This is a genomic window from Nocardia rhizosphaerihabitans, assembly GCF_014646295.1.
Taxonomy (GTDB): domain Bacteria; phylum Actinomycetota; class Actinomycetes; order Mycobacteriales; family Mycobacteriaceae; genus Nocardia; species Nocardia rhizosphaerihabitans.
Map to the genome: position 1 here is coordinate 1 of NZ_BMNE01000005.1, position 13,064 is coordinate 13,064.

The 13,064-nt window shown below is 67.5% G+C and carries 14 protein-coding genes; 11 read left to right on the forward strand and 3 right to left on the reverse strand.

The window, feature by feature from the left end; genetic code table 11:
• The first annotated feature begins 155 nt into the window (after positions 1-155).
• Positions 156-464 carry a MerR family transcriptional regulator gene (locus IEY60_RS21735; protein WP_189032452.1) on the forward strand — a complete coding sequence of 103 codons (309 nt, stop codon included), beginning with the start codon at positions 156-158 and terminating at the stop codon, positions 462-464.
• Between the two features lie 4 nt (positions 465-468).
• Here IEY60_RS21735 and IEY60_RS21740 read toward each other — a convergent pair whose 3' ends face one another.
• Complete coding sequence (locus tag IEY60_RS21740; protein ID WP_373291746.1) at positions 469-978, reverse strand: winged helix-turn-helix transcriptional regulator; 510 nt, start codon at positions 976-978, stop codon at positions 469-471.
• A 105-nt stretch (positions 979-1,083) separates the two neighbouring features.
• On the opposite strand from IEY60_RS21740, the gene IEY60_RS21745 reads away from it, so the two are divergent.
• The 7 genes from IEY60_RS21745 (at position 1,084) to IEY60_RS21775 (ending at position 8,222) form a co-directional block, all read left to right on the forward strand.
• Positions 1,084-2,253 (forward strand): thiolase family protein, encoded by a 1,170-nt coding sequence (locus IEY60_RS21745; protein WP_189031414.1) that lies wholly within the window; start codon positions 1,084-1,086, stop codon positions 2,251-2,253.
• 63 nt (positions 2,254-2,316) lie between these two features.
• Positions 2,317-2,709, forward strand: a complete 393-nt coding sequence (locus tag IEY60_RS21750) for a Uma2 family endonuclease (RefSeq protein WP_189031416.1) — start codon at positions 2,317-2,319, stop codon at positions 2,707-2,709.
• A gap of 35 nt (positions 2,710-2,744) precedes the next feature.
• The gene (locus IEY60_RS21755) at positions 2,745-3,710 is read left to right on the forward strand and encodes an o-succinylbenzoate synthase (protein ID WP_189031418.1); all 966 of its coding nucleotides are present in this window, start codon (positions 2,745-2,747) and stop codon (positions 3,708-3,710) included.
• 169 nt (positions 3,711-3,879) lie between these two features.
• On the forward strand, positions 3,880-6,678 hold the full coding sequence (locus tag IEY60_RS21760) for a TIR domain-containing protein (protein ID WP_189031420.1): 2,799 nt from the start codon (positions 3,880-3,882) through the stop codon (positions 6,676-6,678).
• A 114-nt stretch (positions 6,679-6,792) separates the two neighbouring features.
• Positions 6,793-7,320, forward strand: a complete 528-nt coding sequence (locus IEY60_RS21765) for a RipA family octameric membrane protein (protein ID WP_189031422.1) — start codon at positions 6,793-6,795, stop codon at positions 7,318-7,320.
• Between the two features lie 39 nt (positions 7,321-7,359).
• Positions 7,360-7,791, forward strand: a complete 432-nt coding sequence (locus IEY60_RS21770; RefSeq protein WP_189031431.1) for a MarR family winged helix-turn-helix transcriptional regulator — start codon at positions 7,360-7,362, stop codon at positions 7,789-7,791.
• Between the two features lie 8 nt (positions 7,792-7,799).
• Entirely contained in the window at positions 7,800-8,222 is a 423-nt protein-coding gene (locus IEY60_RS21775) for an organic hydroperoxide resistance protein (protein WP_189031433.1), read from the forward strand.
• Between the two features lie 64 nt (positions 8,223-8,286).
• Here the strand turns inward: IEY60_RS21775 and IEY60_RS21780 are convergent, their stop codons facing one another.
• Together IEY60_RS21780 and IEY60_RS21785 are read right to left on the reverse strand one after the other, a co-directional pair.
• Positions 8,287-8,814, reverse strand: coding sequence for a TIGR04338 family metallohydrolase (locus IEY60_RS21780; protein WP_189031435.1), 528 nt, complete (start codon positions 8,812-8,814; stop codon positions 8,287-8,289).
• Complete coding sequence (locus tag IEY60_RS21785) at positions 8,811-9,611, reverse strand: DUF2786 domain-containing protein (protein ID WP_189032456.1); 801 nt, start codon at positions 9,609-9,611, stop codon at positions 8,811-8,813. Before IEY60_RS21785 ends, IEY60_RS21780 begins: the two co-directional genes overlap by 4 nt.
• A gap of 154 nt (positions 9,612-9,765) precedes the next feature.
• Between IEY60_RS21785 and IEY60_RS21790 the strand changes: the two genes are divergently transcribed.
• The 3 genes from IEY60_RS21790 to IEY60_RS21800 are packed head-to-tail and all read left to right on the forward strand — an operon-like array spanning position 9,766 to position 12,965.
• Complete coding sequence (locus IEY60_RS21790) at positions 9,766-11,043, forward strand: ABC transporter substrate-binding protein (RefSeq protein ID WP_189031437.1); 1,278 nt, start codon at positions 9,766-9,768, stop codon at positions 11,041-11,043.
• Between the two features lie 45 nt (positions 11,044-11,088).
• Positions 11,089-12,066 carry a carbohydrate ABC transporter permease gene (locus IEY60_RS21795; protein WP_189031439.1) on the forward strand — a complete coding sequence of 326 codons (978 nt, stop codon included), beginning with the start codon at positions 11,089-11,091 and terminating at the stop codon, positions 12,064-12,066.
• A gap of 11 nt (positions 12,067-12,077) precedes the next feature.
• Complete coding sequence (locus IEY60_RS21800) at positions 12,078-12,965, forward strand: carbohydrate ABC transporter permease (RefSeq protein ID WP_373291756.1); 888 nt, start codon at positions 12,078-12,080, stop codon at positions 12,963-12,965.
• Positions 12,966-13,064: the final 99 nt, after the last annotated feature.

Below are 13,064 nucleotides of genomic sequence, written 5' to 3' on the forward strand. Positions count from 1 at the left end.
GTCGCCACCTCCAACTCACTCCATTCGCGGTAGTATTTTGATCAGATAACCTATGTCATCCGACATAGATATTATTTAGCACTCTCCCCAGGTGAGTGCAAGTACCGGAACCAGGTAATCTGACAGGGATCGAAGGAATCGAGGTGAGGACGCAGATGGCCACCCCGCACGAAAGCATGCCGTCGCCCACGCACGCGGTGTATGCGATCTCCGTGGCCGCCGAGCTGGCCGGCATCGGGGTCCAGACCCTGCGCCTCTACGAGCAGCACGGCCTGGTCACACCCGCCCGCAGCGCAGGCGGCACTCGTCGCTACAGCGGCGATGACCTCACGCGCCTGCACCGCATCACCACACTCACCGGCGAGGGAGTCAACCTCACCGCGGTGGCCCGCATCCTCGAGCTCGAGGACACCGTGGCCCGCCTGCGGGCGGAACGCGATCGGCTACGCGCCAAGTCGACGTAGTTCGCTACTTCTCGCGGTCGGCGTTCTTACGGGCGCGCAGATAGTCCGGGTTGACCCGGACCGCCAGCCGCTCGAGTTCGACCTTCGTCCCGTCGGCGCTGCGCAACTCGGCCAGGACCGGTTCGCGCGTCTCGGCGTCGACGCGCAGCAGCGGCGGCGGGCCCGGTTGCAGGTAGGCGTCGCCCCACTGCCAGAGCGCGACCACCGCGGGGAGCAGGTCGCGGCCCATCTGGGTGAGGATGTATTCGTCGCGGGTGCGCTTGCCTTCTTCCTGGTAGGGGCGCTTTTCCAGGAGGCCCGCGGCGGTGAGCTTGCGGAGCTGTCCGGCCGCGGCGGCGTCGGTGATGCCGACGCGGCGGGCGAAGCCGTCGAAACGGGTGGTGCCGTAGTAGGCCTCGCGCAGGATGAGCATCGCCGAGCGGGTGCCGATCAGATCCATGGCCCTGGCGATGGAACAGCCCGCGGTGTCCCACCTGCTCAGATCGGCCAGGGGTCCTTCCATCACGGCTGCCATGACCGACATCATACCCATCTCTGACTTGAGTAGATGATAGTTAGCGCTTAATCTGACTATTGTTGGATAGAGCCAGAGTCGGCTCACCGTCGAAAGAGGACTCCCATGCGAGACGCGGTCATCGTCGAAGCGGTACGCACCCCCATCGGCCGGGGCAAGCCGAACGGCGCACTCCACGACGTCCACCCCGTCGACCTGCTCGCGCACAGCCTGCGCGCGGTGATCGAGCGCAGCGGCATCGACCCGGCCCTGGTCGACGACGTGATCGGCGGCATCGTCACCCAGGTCGGCGAGCAGGGTTCGAACATGACCCGGCGGGCCGCGCTGGCCGCCGGGTATCCCGAATCGGTGCCGGCCACCACTGTCGACCGGCAGTGCGGCAGCAGCCAGCAGGCCATCCACTTCGCCGCGCAGGGCGTGATCGCGGGCGCGTACGACATCGTCGTTGCGGCCGGCGTGGAGTCGATGGGCCGGGTTCCCATGGGGGCCAACCTGATCGGGGCCACCGATCTGTCCGGCGTCGCCTTCGCCGAGCGCTACCCGGATGAACTTGTGCCCCAAGGCATCAGCGCCGAACTCATCGCCGCCAAGTGGGGGCTGACCCGCACTCAGCTGGACGAATTCGCGCTCGTCAGCCACGAAAAGGCGGCCCGCGCAACCAAAGACGGTCTCTTCTCGGCCGAGCTCGCGCCGCTGAACGGCCTGAGCACCGACGAGGGCATCCGGGTCGGTTCCACCCTGGAGACGCTGGGCAAGCTGAAGCCCGCCTACTACGACCCGGCCATGGCGGCCCGCTTCCCACAGATCGGCTGGGAGATCACGGCGGCCTCGGCCAGCCAGGTCAGCGACGGGAGCGCCGCGGTACTCATCATGTCCGGCGAACGCGCCGCCGAACTGGGCCTGCGCCCACTCGCCCGGCTGCACAGCTTCGCCGTGGCGGGCGACGACCCGCTGCTCATGCTCACCGCGGTCATCCCCGCGACCGAGAAGGTACTGCGCCGGGCAGGCCTGACTCTCGACGACATCGACCTGATCGAGATCAACGAGGCCTTCTCCCCCGTCGTCCTGGCCTGGGCCCAGGAAACCGGCGCCGACCTGAGCAAGGTCAACGTCAACGGCGGCGCCATCGCCCTCGGCCACCCCCTCGGAGCCTCCGGCGCCCGCCTCACCACCACCCTCGTCCACGCCCTGCACCACCACGGCGCCCGCTACGGCCTGCAAACCATGTGCGAAGCAGGCGGCCTCGCCAACGCCACCATCATCGAACGACTGTGAAATTGCCCCCGACGGCGGCGCTCATGTAGCGCCGCCGCGGGCGCTTCGGCACCGCCGCGACGCATGCTGGTGTCGGAAGTCCCGTTCCACTACAAACGGCCGGACACCATCGTCTACCGGTGCATCGAAACGCCACGGAATCGATGGAAGACCAAACCGACCGTCGCCGACACAATTCTTGTCGTGGAAGTCGTGTCACCGACAACGGTTACCGCCGACACGATCGACAAACGCTCCGAATACGCACGGTACGGAATCCAGCATTACTGGATAGTCCGGATGGCCAATGACGACGGACCCGCCGTGTCCATCGAGATGCTGACCCTCAATTCCGAAGGACGCTACGTCTCCAACGGTTTCCGGAACCGCACCGATGACTACGCGGCGGCCACCGATACGCTGACGCCGTTCCCGGTGCTGCTGACCTGGGAACAGCTCGACGAAGGCATCGACTGATCCGGCCCGACGTAGGCGACCTCTACGATCGGGCGGTGGGCGCCGATACGTTCGTTTATGCGATTCCGCTGCGTACGCGGTTTCGGGGGATCACTGTGCGTGAGGGGATGTTGATTCGGGGGCCGTTGGGGTGGGGGGAGTTCTGTGCGTTTCCCGAGTATGACGATCGGGAGGCGGCGGGGTGGTTGGCTACCGCGGTCGAGCAGGCGACGGTGGGGTGGCCCGCGCCGGTGCGGGATCGGGTGCCGGTGAATTGCACCGTGCCCGCTGTCGATGCCGAGCGGGCTGGGCGAATTGTGCGTGAGTCCGGTTGTGTGACAGCCAAAGTGAAGGTGGCTGATCATCCTGGGTCGTTGAGTGAGGATCTGGCTCGGGTGGCGGCGGTGCGGGAGGCGATCGGGGCCGATGGGGCGGTTCGGGTGGACGCCAATGGGGTGTGGGATGTGGCGACCGCGGTTCGGTGTATCGGCGAGATCGACCGGGCTGCTGGTGGATTGGAGTATGTCGAGCAGCCGTGTCGGACGGTCGAGGAATTGGCCGAGGTGCGGCGGCGGGTTTCGGTGCCGATCGCGGCGGATGAATCGATTCGGCGCGCGGAGGATCCGTTGCGGGTTGCGGTGGCGGGGGCCGCTGATGTGGCGGTGCTGAAATGCACTCCGCTGGGCGGGGTTCGGCGGGCGTTGGCCGTTGCCGAGGCCGCGGGGCTGCCGACTGTGGTGTCGTCGGCGTTGGAGACGAGTGTCGGGCTGGCTGCCCAGATCGCGTTGGCCGGCGCCTTGCCGCAGCTCGAGTTCGCCTGTGGGCTGGGAACTCTCGCGTTGTTCGAAGGTGATCTTGTTGCCGAATCGCTGTTGCCGGTGAACGGGTGGCTCACGGTTCCGACAATCGCGCCGGAACCGGACCCCGCGTTGCTCGACAAGTACCGGCACCCCGATCCGGAGCGGACCGAGTGGTGGTTGCGGCGGTACGAGCGGGTCAGCGCGCTGCTCGACACGGAGTGATCCCGCCGAGGGACCCGGCGCTCGGTGGCTGCCTGCCGGATCGGGGTCGCTGGGAACCGTGGGCTGACCTGCGCTCGCGAAGCCGAGTAGTGGACTACCCGCGATATCCGCGTGCGGAAGCGAGAGGCTCAGAAAGTCCAGTTCATGAGCCTTTTGTGGAGATGAGCCCATGTCCGTGCAGGCCGATGCCGCCCCGGGGCGGCCGACGCACGCGCAGGGGGAGGCGTTCGCTTACGACGCCTTCATTTCCTATACCCATCACGATCGCCCGGTCGCGGCCGGAATCCAGTCCGGTCTGCATCGCATCGGCAGGCGTGTGGGTCAGCTGCGCGCGCTGCGGGTGTTCCGGGATGCCACCGATCTGACCGCAAGCCCCGATCTGTGGGGCAAGGTCACCGACGCGATGGATCGTGCCCGGTATCTGATCGTGGTCCTCTCCCCTCGGTCAGCCGCCTCGAAGTGGGTCGACAAGGAAGTTGCCCACTGGCTACGGCACCGGGGTTCGGATCAACTGCTGTTCGTGGTGGCCGGCGGGCACCTGACCTGGGACGAAGCCACCGGACGGTTCGATCCGGATCGATCCGACGTCGCCGTGCCGGTGCTCACCCAGCCAGGGGTGCTGCCCACCGAACCGTTCTACGTCGACGTCAGCGCGGACGCACCGTGGGATCCGCGGGCGCCGATGTTCCGGGAGAAGGTCACCGACCTCGCTGCGCCGATCCACGGCAAGCCGAAGTCGGAGCTGGCCGGTGAGGATCTACGCGAGCAGCGGCGCTTCCGGCGGTTGCGGCGGGCCGCTGTCATCGGGCTGGTCGTGCTGACCGTGCTCGCGGTCGTGGCGGCCACGATCGCGGTCGTCAAACAGCGAGAGGCGATACGCCAACGCAACGAGGCCGTCGCCCTCGCGCTGGCCGCTGCGTCGCGCGATGCCGCCACCGGCAATGCCGCGCTCGCGCTCGCGCTCGCCGCGGAGAGCAGCCGGGCGACATCGGCGCCCTTGTGGCAGTCCACCAGCGCTATGGTCAACGCCCGCATCGCCTTCGGCCGAAGCCCGGGACAGCTCGCACTCCCCCCGGTCACCGGCCACGTCGACTGGGTATACGACGTGGCGTTCAGCCCGGACGGCAGTCGGATCGCCACCGGGAGTAGTGATGCGACGGTGCGGTTGTGGGACCCGGCAACCGGCAGACAGATCGGCGAACCGATCGTCGCCGATGCCGACGAGGTGTTCGCGGTGGCTTTCAGTCCCGACGGCGCCCGGCTCGCCAGCGGCGGGGAGGATCGGGCCGTGCGGCTGTGGGACGCGGCGACCGGTCAGCAGATCGGCGGACCTCTCACCGGCCATACCGACCTGGTGAACGACGTGACGTTCAGCCCGAACGGCACCCTGCTGGCCTCCACCAGCAAGGATGGCACCGTGCGGCTGTGGGATCCCGCGACCGGCGCGCAGATCGGCGAACCGATCACCGCCGACCCCGATGTCGTGTGCGCCGTGGCATTCAGCCCGGACGGCACCCTGCTGGCCACCGCCGATGCCGATCGAACAGTGCGGCTGTGGAATCCGGTGACCGGCGCGCAGGTCGGTCCCGACCTAGCCGGCCATACGGGTTGGGTGGCCGACGTGACCTTCAGCCCGGACGGCACCCGGATGGCCACCACCGGCGCGGACGAGACGGTGCGACTATGGGATCCCACCACCGGCCTGCCCATCGGCGAACCTCTCACCGGCCACACCGACACGGTGTTTTCCGTGGCATTCAGTCCCGACGGCACCCGGCTCGCCACCGGGGGCATCGACACGACCGTGCGGTTGTGGGACCCGGCCACCGGCGAACAGGTCGGCGAACCGCTGACAGGCCACACAGGCGAGGTGAAGACGGTGGCGTTCAGCCCGGATGGCACCCGGCTAGCCTCCACCAGCGATGACGCAACCATGCGGCTGTGGAACCTCACGTCCGATGGGTCGGTCAGCAAACCGCTCACCGGCCACACCGGCCTGGTGACAGATGTGGCGTTCAGCCCGAACGGCACCCTGTTGGCCTCCAGCAGTACAGACGGCACTGTGTGGACGTGGAACCCGCACACCGGCGGCCCGGTCGGCGAACCGTTCACCGGCCACACCGGCGCAGTGAGTGCGCTGGCCTTCAGCCCGGACGGCACCCTGTTGGCCACCACAGGCGCGGATCACACCGTGCGCCTGTGGAATCCCACCACCAGGCAATCCACCGGCCCGCCGCTTGTCGGTCACACCGCCGCAGTGTTCGACGTCGCGTTCAATCCGGACGGCACCCGGTTGGCCACCGCGGGCGATGACAAGACGGTGCGCCTGTGGGACGTCAGCACCGGTCAGCCGATCGGCAAACCACTTGTAGGCCACATTGGCCCGGTGTACTCGGTGGCGTTCAGCCCGGACGGCACCCGGCTGGCTTCCACCAGCAAGTCTCCGCAGCCCATGCGACTGTGGGATATCACCGCCGACCGGCCGGTCGGCGAACCGGTCACCGAGCGCACAGATGTGTTCGCGGCGGTCGCCTTCAGCCCGGACGGCACTCAACTGGCGACCGCAGGCGCCCAACGCACCGTGCAGCTGTGGGACCCGCGCACAAGACAACCCACCCGACCTCCACTCACCGGCCACACCGATGGCGTGCATACGGTCGCGTTCCGGCCAGACGGAAATCTGCTGGCTTCGGCCGGCAGCGATCAGACTGTTCGGCTATGGGACCTGGCCACGGGTCGCCCGATCGGTGCGCCGCTCACCGGTCACACCGGTCTTGTGTTCTCGGTGGCCTTCAGTCCGGACGGTTCTCAGCTGGCCACCGCGAGCGACGACCGGACCATCCGACTGTGGGACCGACTATGGGACGCGGACAAGGCGTGTGAGCTCGCCATTCCCTACGTCGCCCTTGCCGAGGTGCAGTCCTACCTACCCTCCGACTGGGATACGACATGCCGATACGCGAAGTAGATCCGCAACCCTTGCGGCCCAGCCTTTTCACCGCCGACAAGAACAGACACCACAGCCGCGCGCCAGCAGCGACCGAACGCCCGATCGTCCGCACCACGCCCCCGGAGGTGGACGATGACCCATAACGATCAACGATCCGAGCTCAGTAACCGGCTGTGGAATCAGTCGCCGGAAAGTGGAGTCCCAGAAGGCCATACCGCCGCTTATGACAATGCGGTGCTCGAGCAGTACCGCCTCTACGTCGAGATGACCGACCGCGTGAGCGCCCGGCGCGGGCTGGCGAATTCCTTCTTCCTGTCCCTCAACACCGGCATCTTCACCCTCGCCTCCCTCTTCGGGAAGTCACCACCGCCCGATACGGCGAAGTGGCTGGTGATCCCGCTGATCGCCATCCTCGGCCAGTGCTTCGCGTGGTTCTATCTGGTGCGCAGCTACCGGCTGCTGAACAGCGCCAAGTTCCAGGTGATCGGCGCACTCGAGGAGCGGCTTCCCGCCTCGCCCTTCTGGAAGGCCGAGTGGTGGGCCCTCGGTGAAGGCCGGAATCGGGCATTGTATTGGCCGCTGTCCCACATCGAGCAGTGGGTGCCCGTGCTCTTCGCGCTCGCCTACGTCTCGGGGTTCCTCGCCATCGCGTTCCATTGATTGGTTGTGCACAACTTAATTGTGGGCTACATTATTCTCATGAGCGACGGACTCACCCTCGACGAGCAGCTGTGTTTCCCGCTGTACGCGGCTTCGCGGGCGATGACGGCGGTCTATCGCCCGAAGCTGGAACAGCTCGGGCTCACATATCCGCAGTACCTGGTGATGCTCGCGTTGTGGGAACACGACGTGCGTAGCGTCGGCGAGCTCGGCAGGGCGCTCGAATTGGACTCGGGAACGTTGTCTCCGCTGCTCAAGCGGCTGGAGGCGACCGGGTTCGTCGAGCGCAGGCGGGCGGCCGAGGACGAACGCCGGGTCGACATCGTGCTCACCGAACACGGACGGTCGCTGCGCGCCGAGGCGTGCCGGATTCCGGCCGAGATGGCCGAGATCGCGGGACTGTCCGTCGACGAGATCACCGCACTGCGCGGACTACTGCGCAAACTCACCGATTCCCTCACAGAGAAATGAGAGCTCCCATGCAGGTCCTCTACACCGCCGAAGCCCTGGCCAGCGGCGAAGGCCGCACCGGCACCGCGCGCACCACCGACGGCAAGCTCGACGTCGTGCTCGCCCCGCCGAAGGAGATGGGCGGCGACGGCGCGGGCACCAACCCCGAGCAGCTGTTCGCGGCCGGTTACGCCGCCTGCTTCCACTCGGCACTGCGCCTGGTCGGCAAGAAGGCGGGCGCGAACATCGCGGATTCCGCTGTCGGCGCGCAGGTTTCGATCGGCCCGAACGGCAACGGCGGGTTCGAGCTGGCCGTCGCCCTCGAGGTCTCGCTGCCGCACCTGTCGCGCGAGGACGCGCAGGCGCTGGCCGAGCAGGCGCACCAGGTGTGCCCGTATTCCAACGCCACCCGCGGCAATATCGCGGTCGACGTGCAGGTCGCCGAGGACTGACTCTCGTCCAGTGAATCCCGCCGGTCACGCATCGGCGGGATTCGCCGCGTCCGGGGAACACGCCTCAACCGAAACGGACTCCGCAGCCGGCGAACGTCGCCCGGACCAGCAGGGCGGCTTCGGGGCCGATCACGCCGTCGACCACTTCGACATAGCGAGTACAGAATTCGGGGCCGTGCGCCACTTCGTCGGCGAGTGCGAGGTGGTGGGCGAGTTCGTGCAACACCACCAGCTCGCGCAGCGCCCATGCGGTCGCCCCGGTGTGCAACGGGACGGCCAGCACCGCGTCGACCGGTTCGTAGTGGGCGGCCGATGCCCCAGCTCGCGCGCGCACCCGGACCGGCGCTGCGGCCCTGTCCCACTGCGCGCGTACCCAATTCAGCGCCAGGACCTTGTCGACGTAGGACTGCACCGATTCGACGGAGGCGAAGCGGCGCTCGACGGGCAGCGTGAGCTGCGAACCGTAGACCTCGACGGTGCGGTGCCCGAACTCCTGCGCCCGGTCGAAGACGCCGCGGACCAGCTGCTCGGCGTCATAGACCTTGGCCCGCTGGGTATCTCGATGTCTCCGCGCATCACCCGATGGAATCATCGGCGCGTGAGCTTTGCCCGCGCGGCGGGTAACTCCGGCGACGTGCCGAGCCTGGCCGTGCGCCCGGCCCGATCACCCGCGCGACGGGCGGCAGCCGAGTGGCCGGTGGACGTTTGAGGTCCGCGCCAGGTCCCGCGAGCCTCCGAGGTGGCGGTGTAGAAGTCGGTGAGCGCCACTTCTTTGTCGCGCAGTGCCAGTGCGGTGCCGGTCGACTCGGCAGGCGTCTCCTCAGCCACGACCTCGGCCTTCACCTCCGCCAAGCGCGCGCCGACCCGGGCGGCGAAGGCCATCTGGAAGTTCAGCCGCGCGGTCACCCCGGCCACCGGCGCTTCGACCTTGCGGCGCACAGTGCGCCCGAAGCGCTTCTCCGCGACGATCTTGACGACCGTCGCCTCCCGATACGCGCCGGACTTGATGTAGTGATCCGAGGCACGAACCATCTGGATCAGCAGGCTCGCGTACAGGGCCTCGCAGGCGTCGATGTCGGCGGCGAAACCGTAGGCGTACACCTGGGCGGAACTACGGGCGACATCGCAGCGCACATCGTTGGCCGTGGCGATCGCGACGAACAGCTGGACGTAGGTGCGCAGTCCTTTTCGACCGGGTTCGCCGATCGGGATGATCCGCTGCACCGGTGCGGACCTGCGCTCACGGTCGGCGACGTGGGAGCGGGCGACCGCGAGGTCGATCGAGGATTTCGTCGCCAGCCGCTGGGCCGCGGCGAGAAAAGCCTCTGCCTCGTGCTCGTTGTCGGTGGCCTCGGCCTTGCGCAGCAAACCGCCGATCCGGGTGAGCATCCGGTCGGGCGTCGACGGCGATGGACTGGTCACCCCGTCGAGGGTAGGGCACCCCGCCGACAGCGAACTGACGCGAGGACCCGCCACCATGTATGTTGCCTTGTGCACCGCACGGGTGTGCTGCTGCTCACGTCTCGACCCTGGAGTGTCTGCGATGGCCTTGAAGTTTGTCCCGAGAGCGACGATGGCTGCTGCCTCGATTGCGTTGCTTACCGCATCGTTCGCCAGTGCCTGCTCCAGTGACAACGGAGGCAACGCGCTCGACCAGAACCTGACGGGCCGCGGCCCGATCACCTACGTCGAAGGTAAGGACACCACCGAGACCGGGGTGGTCAAGCAGCTCATCGACCGGTGGAACGCCGCGCACCCGAACGAGCAGGTGACGTTCAAGGAGCAGTCGGCCGACGCCAACCAGCAGCACGACGACCTCGCCGAGCACTTCCGCGCCAAGCAGGACGGCTACGACGTCGTCGCCCTCGATGTGCCGTGGACCGCGGAATTCGCCGCGAAGGGCTGGATCCAGCCGCTCAAGGACACCTTCGCCATCGACACCGCGCCGCTGCTCGCGCCGACCGTCGCCAGCGCCACCTACAACGGCACCCTGTACGCGGCCCCGCGCAACACCAACGGCGGCCTGCTGTACTACCGCAAGGACCTGGTCCCCAACCCGCCGCGGACCTGGACCGAGATGCTCGGTCAGTGCCAGATCGCGCGCGACAACAACATCGGCTGCTACGCCGGTCAGCTCGCCCCCTACGAGGGCCTGACCGTGAACACCTCCGAGGTCATCAACGCCTTCGGCGGCAGCTTCGTCGGCGCCGACGGCAAGACCCCGACCGTGAACAGCCCGGAGTCGAAGGCGGGCCTGAAGGTCCTCGTCGACGCCTACAAGAACGGTGACATCCCCAAGGAAGCGATCACCTTCAAGGAAGGCGAGAGCGCCAGCGCGTTCGAGTCCGGCAAGCTGCTGTTCCTGCGCAACTGGCCGTACCTGTACGCCCAGGCCAACGCCGACACCTCCTCGGTGAAGGACAAGTTCGGCGTCGCCCCGCTGCCGGGCAACACCGGCATCGGCGCTTCGACCCTGGGTGGCTACAACGCCGCGATCAGCGCGTTCTCCAAGAACAAGGCCACCGCGGCCGATTTCGTGCGCTACCTGATCAGCGAAGAGGCCCAGCAGATCATCGCCTCGGGCGCGCTGCCCTCGGTGCGCGCCTCGCTCTACGACGACCCTGCCCTGATCGCGAAGATGCCGTACCTGCCCGCGCTGAAGGAATCCATCGCCAGCGCCGTGCCGCGTCCGGTCACCCCGTTCTATCCCGCGGTGTCGAAGGCCATCCAGGACAACGCCTATGCTGCTCTGAACGGCACGAAGTCCGTCGACGACGCCGTCGCCGGCATGCAAAAGGGCATCGAGACCGCCGGTTCGTAGCGGAGCGCGCAGCGGACCCGACCAGACCGTAGGAGAGTAGTAACGGTGTCGGATCCTTCGGGAGCCAAGCAGCGCGGGCTAGCGCTGGAACTGCGACGATCCGGCAAGGCGTGGCTCTTCGTCACACCGGTGCTCGTCGCGCTGGCCGTGGTCATCGGATATCCGGTGGTCCAGGCGATCATCATGTCCTTCCAGAAGGACTCGGGGATCGACCCGGCCACCGGCATGTTCGTCGAGGGCGGCAGCGCCGGGCTGAGCAACTACACGCACTGGCTGCTGCAGCAGTGCAACTCGATCGGCGGCGTCGTCGCGTGCCCCACCGGCACGCTCGGCTCCCAGTTCTGGTCAGCGGTCGGGGTCACCCTGTTCTTCACGGTGGTGATGGTGTCGCTCGAGGCCCTGCTCGGGCTCGGCATGGCGATCGTGATGGGCAAGACCTTCCGCGGCCGTGCGCTGTTGCGCGCCGCCGTGCTGATCCCGTGGGCGATTCCTACCGCCGTCACCGCGCGGTTGTGGGAGTTCATGTTCCAGTACGACGGTGTCGTGAACCGGGTGCTCGGCACGCACATCCTGTGGACCTCGGATATGTGGGCGTCGCGGTTCGCGGTGATCGTGGCCGACGTGTGGAAGACGACCCCGTTCATGGCACTGCTGATTCTGGCTGGGCTGCAAGTGATTCCGGCCGATGTGTACGAGGCTGCCAAGGTCGACGGAGCGTCGGCGTGGCAGCGGTTCGTGCACATCACGTTGCCGCTGCTCAAGCCCGCTCTGCTGGTAGCAGTCCTGTTCCGCACCATGGATACGCTGCGCATCTACGACCTGCCCGCGATCATGACGCTGGGCAACCCCTCGACGAACACCCTGTCGATCCTGGTGGTCGAGCAGGTGCGCCAGGGCCCCAACAGCGCCGCAGCGCTCTCGACGATCACCTTCCTGCTCGTCTTCGCGATCGCGTTCGTGCTGGTGAAGGTGCTGGGCGCCAACGCCGTTCGCACGCAGGAAGAACAGCGGAAGGCGAACTGATGAGCATCTCGATGACGAAAGAGGCGCCCGTCGAGCGCGAAGAGGCGCCGGTGCAGCCGGTGTCGTGGCGCAAGCGGATCGGCACCGTGCGGATGTACCTCGGTGTGCTGATCGTGCTGGTGTGGGGTCTCGGCCCGTTCTACTGGATGACGGTCGTCGCGTTCCGCGATCAGGCCTACACCTTCGACAGCACGCCGTGGCCCACCCACGTGACGCTGGACAACTTCCGCAACGCCTTCGACACCAGTCGCGGCAACAACTTCGGCCAGGCGCTGCTCAACAGCGTGATCATCGGTTCGGTGACCACCGCGGTCGCGCTGACGCTCGGCGTGCTCGCCGCGTACGCGCTGGCCCGGATGGCGTTCGCGGGCAAGTACCTGATCTCGGGGCTGATCCTGTCGGCCTCGATGTTCCCCGCGGTCGTGCTGGTGACGCCGCTGTTCCAGCTGTTCACCGATCTGGGCTGGATCGGCGAGTACCAGGCGATGATCATCCCGAACATCTCCTTCGTGCTGCCGATGACGGTCTACATCCTGGCGTCGTTCTTCGCCGAACTGCCCTGGGAGCTGGAAGAGGCCGCGCGCATCGACGGCGCGACCAAGGCGCAGGCGTTCCGGCTGATCATGCTGCCGCTGGCGGCGCCCGCGGTGTTCACCACCGCGATCCTGGCGTTCATCGCCTCGATCAACGAGTACCTGCTCGCCCGGCTGCTGTCGGGGGAGACGACCAGGCCGGTCACGGTCGCGATCGCCCAGTTCTCCGGCAACGATCCGCTGGTGCAGCCGTACGCGGCGATCATGGCGGCGGGCGTGATCGTCACGGTGCCGCTGGTGATCATGGTGCTGGTGTTCCAGCGCCGCATCATCTCCGGTCTGACCGCCGGTGGTGTGAAGAGCTGATCGGTGCGGGGCGGCGCGTTCGCCGCCCCCACGCGCTCCTCCCGGGTTCCGCGGTCCCCGGCGGGTAGAGTCACCTGTCGATGTGCACGTGGGTGCAGG

Bases quoted from the DNA above. Each gene is read 5' to 3' on its own strand.
- IEY60_RS21740 (WP_373291746.1), bottom strand. From the start codon at position 978: ATGGCAGCCGTGATGGAAGGACCCCTGGCCGATCTGAGCAGGTGGGAC.
- IEY60_RS21790 (WP_189031437.1), top strand. From the start codon at position 9,766: ATGGCCTTGAAGTTTGTCCCGAGAGCGACGATGGCTGCTGCCTCGATT.
- IEY60_RS21785 (WP_189032456.1), bottom strand. From the start codon at position 9,611: ATGCTCACCCGGATCGGCGGTTTGCTGCGCAAGGCCGAGGCCACCGAC.
- IEY60_RS21765 (WP_189031422.1), top strand. From the start codon at position 6,793: ATGACCCATAACGATCAACGATCCGAGCTCAGTAACCGGCTGTGGAAT.
- IEY60_RS21735 (WP_189032452.1), top strand. From the start codon at position 156: ATGGCCACCCCGCACGAAAGCATGCCGTCGCCCACGCACGCGGTGTAT.
- IEY60_RS21800 (WP_373291756.1), top strand. From the start codon at position 12,078: ATGACGAAAGAGGCGCCCGTCGAGCGCGAAGAGGCGCCGGTGCAGCCG.
- IEY60_RS21745 (WP_189031414.1), top strand. From the start codon at position 1,084: ATGCGAGACGCGGTCATCGTCGAAGCGGTACGCACCCCCATCGGCCGG.
- IEY60_RS21770 (WP_189031431.1), top strand. From the start codon at position 7,360: ATGAGCGACGGACTCACCCTCGACGAGCAGCTGTGTTTCCCGCTGTAC.
- IEY60_RS21775 (WP_189031433.1), top strand. From the start codon at position 7,800: ATGCAGGTCCTCTACACCGCCGAAGCCCTGGCCAGCGGCGAAGGCCGC.
- IEY60_RS21780 (WP_189031435.1), bottom strand. From the start codon at position 8,814: ATGATTCCATCGGGTGATGCGCGGAGACATCGAGATACCCAGCGGGCC.
- IEY60_RS21750 (WP_189031416.1), top strand. From the start codon at position 2,317: ATGCTGGTGTCGGAAGTCCCGTTCCACTACAAACGGCCGGACACCATC.
- IEY60_RS21760 (WP_189031420.1), top strand. From the start codon at position 3,880: ATGTCCGTGCAGGCCGATGCCGCCCCGGGGCGGCCGACGCACGCGCAG.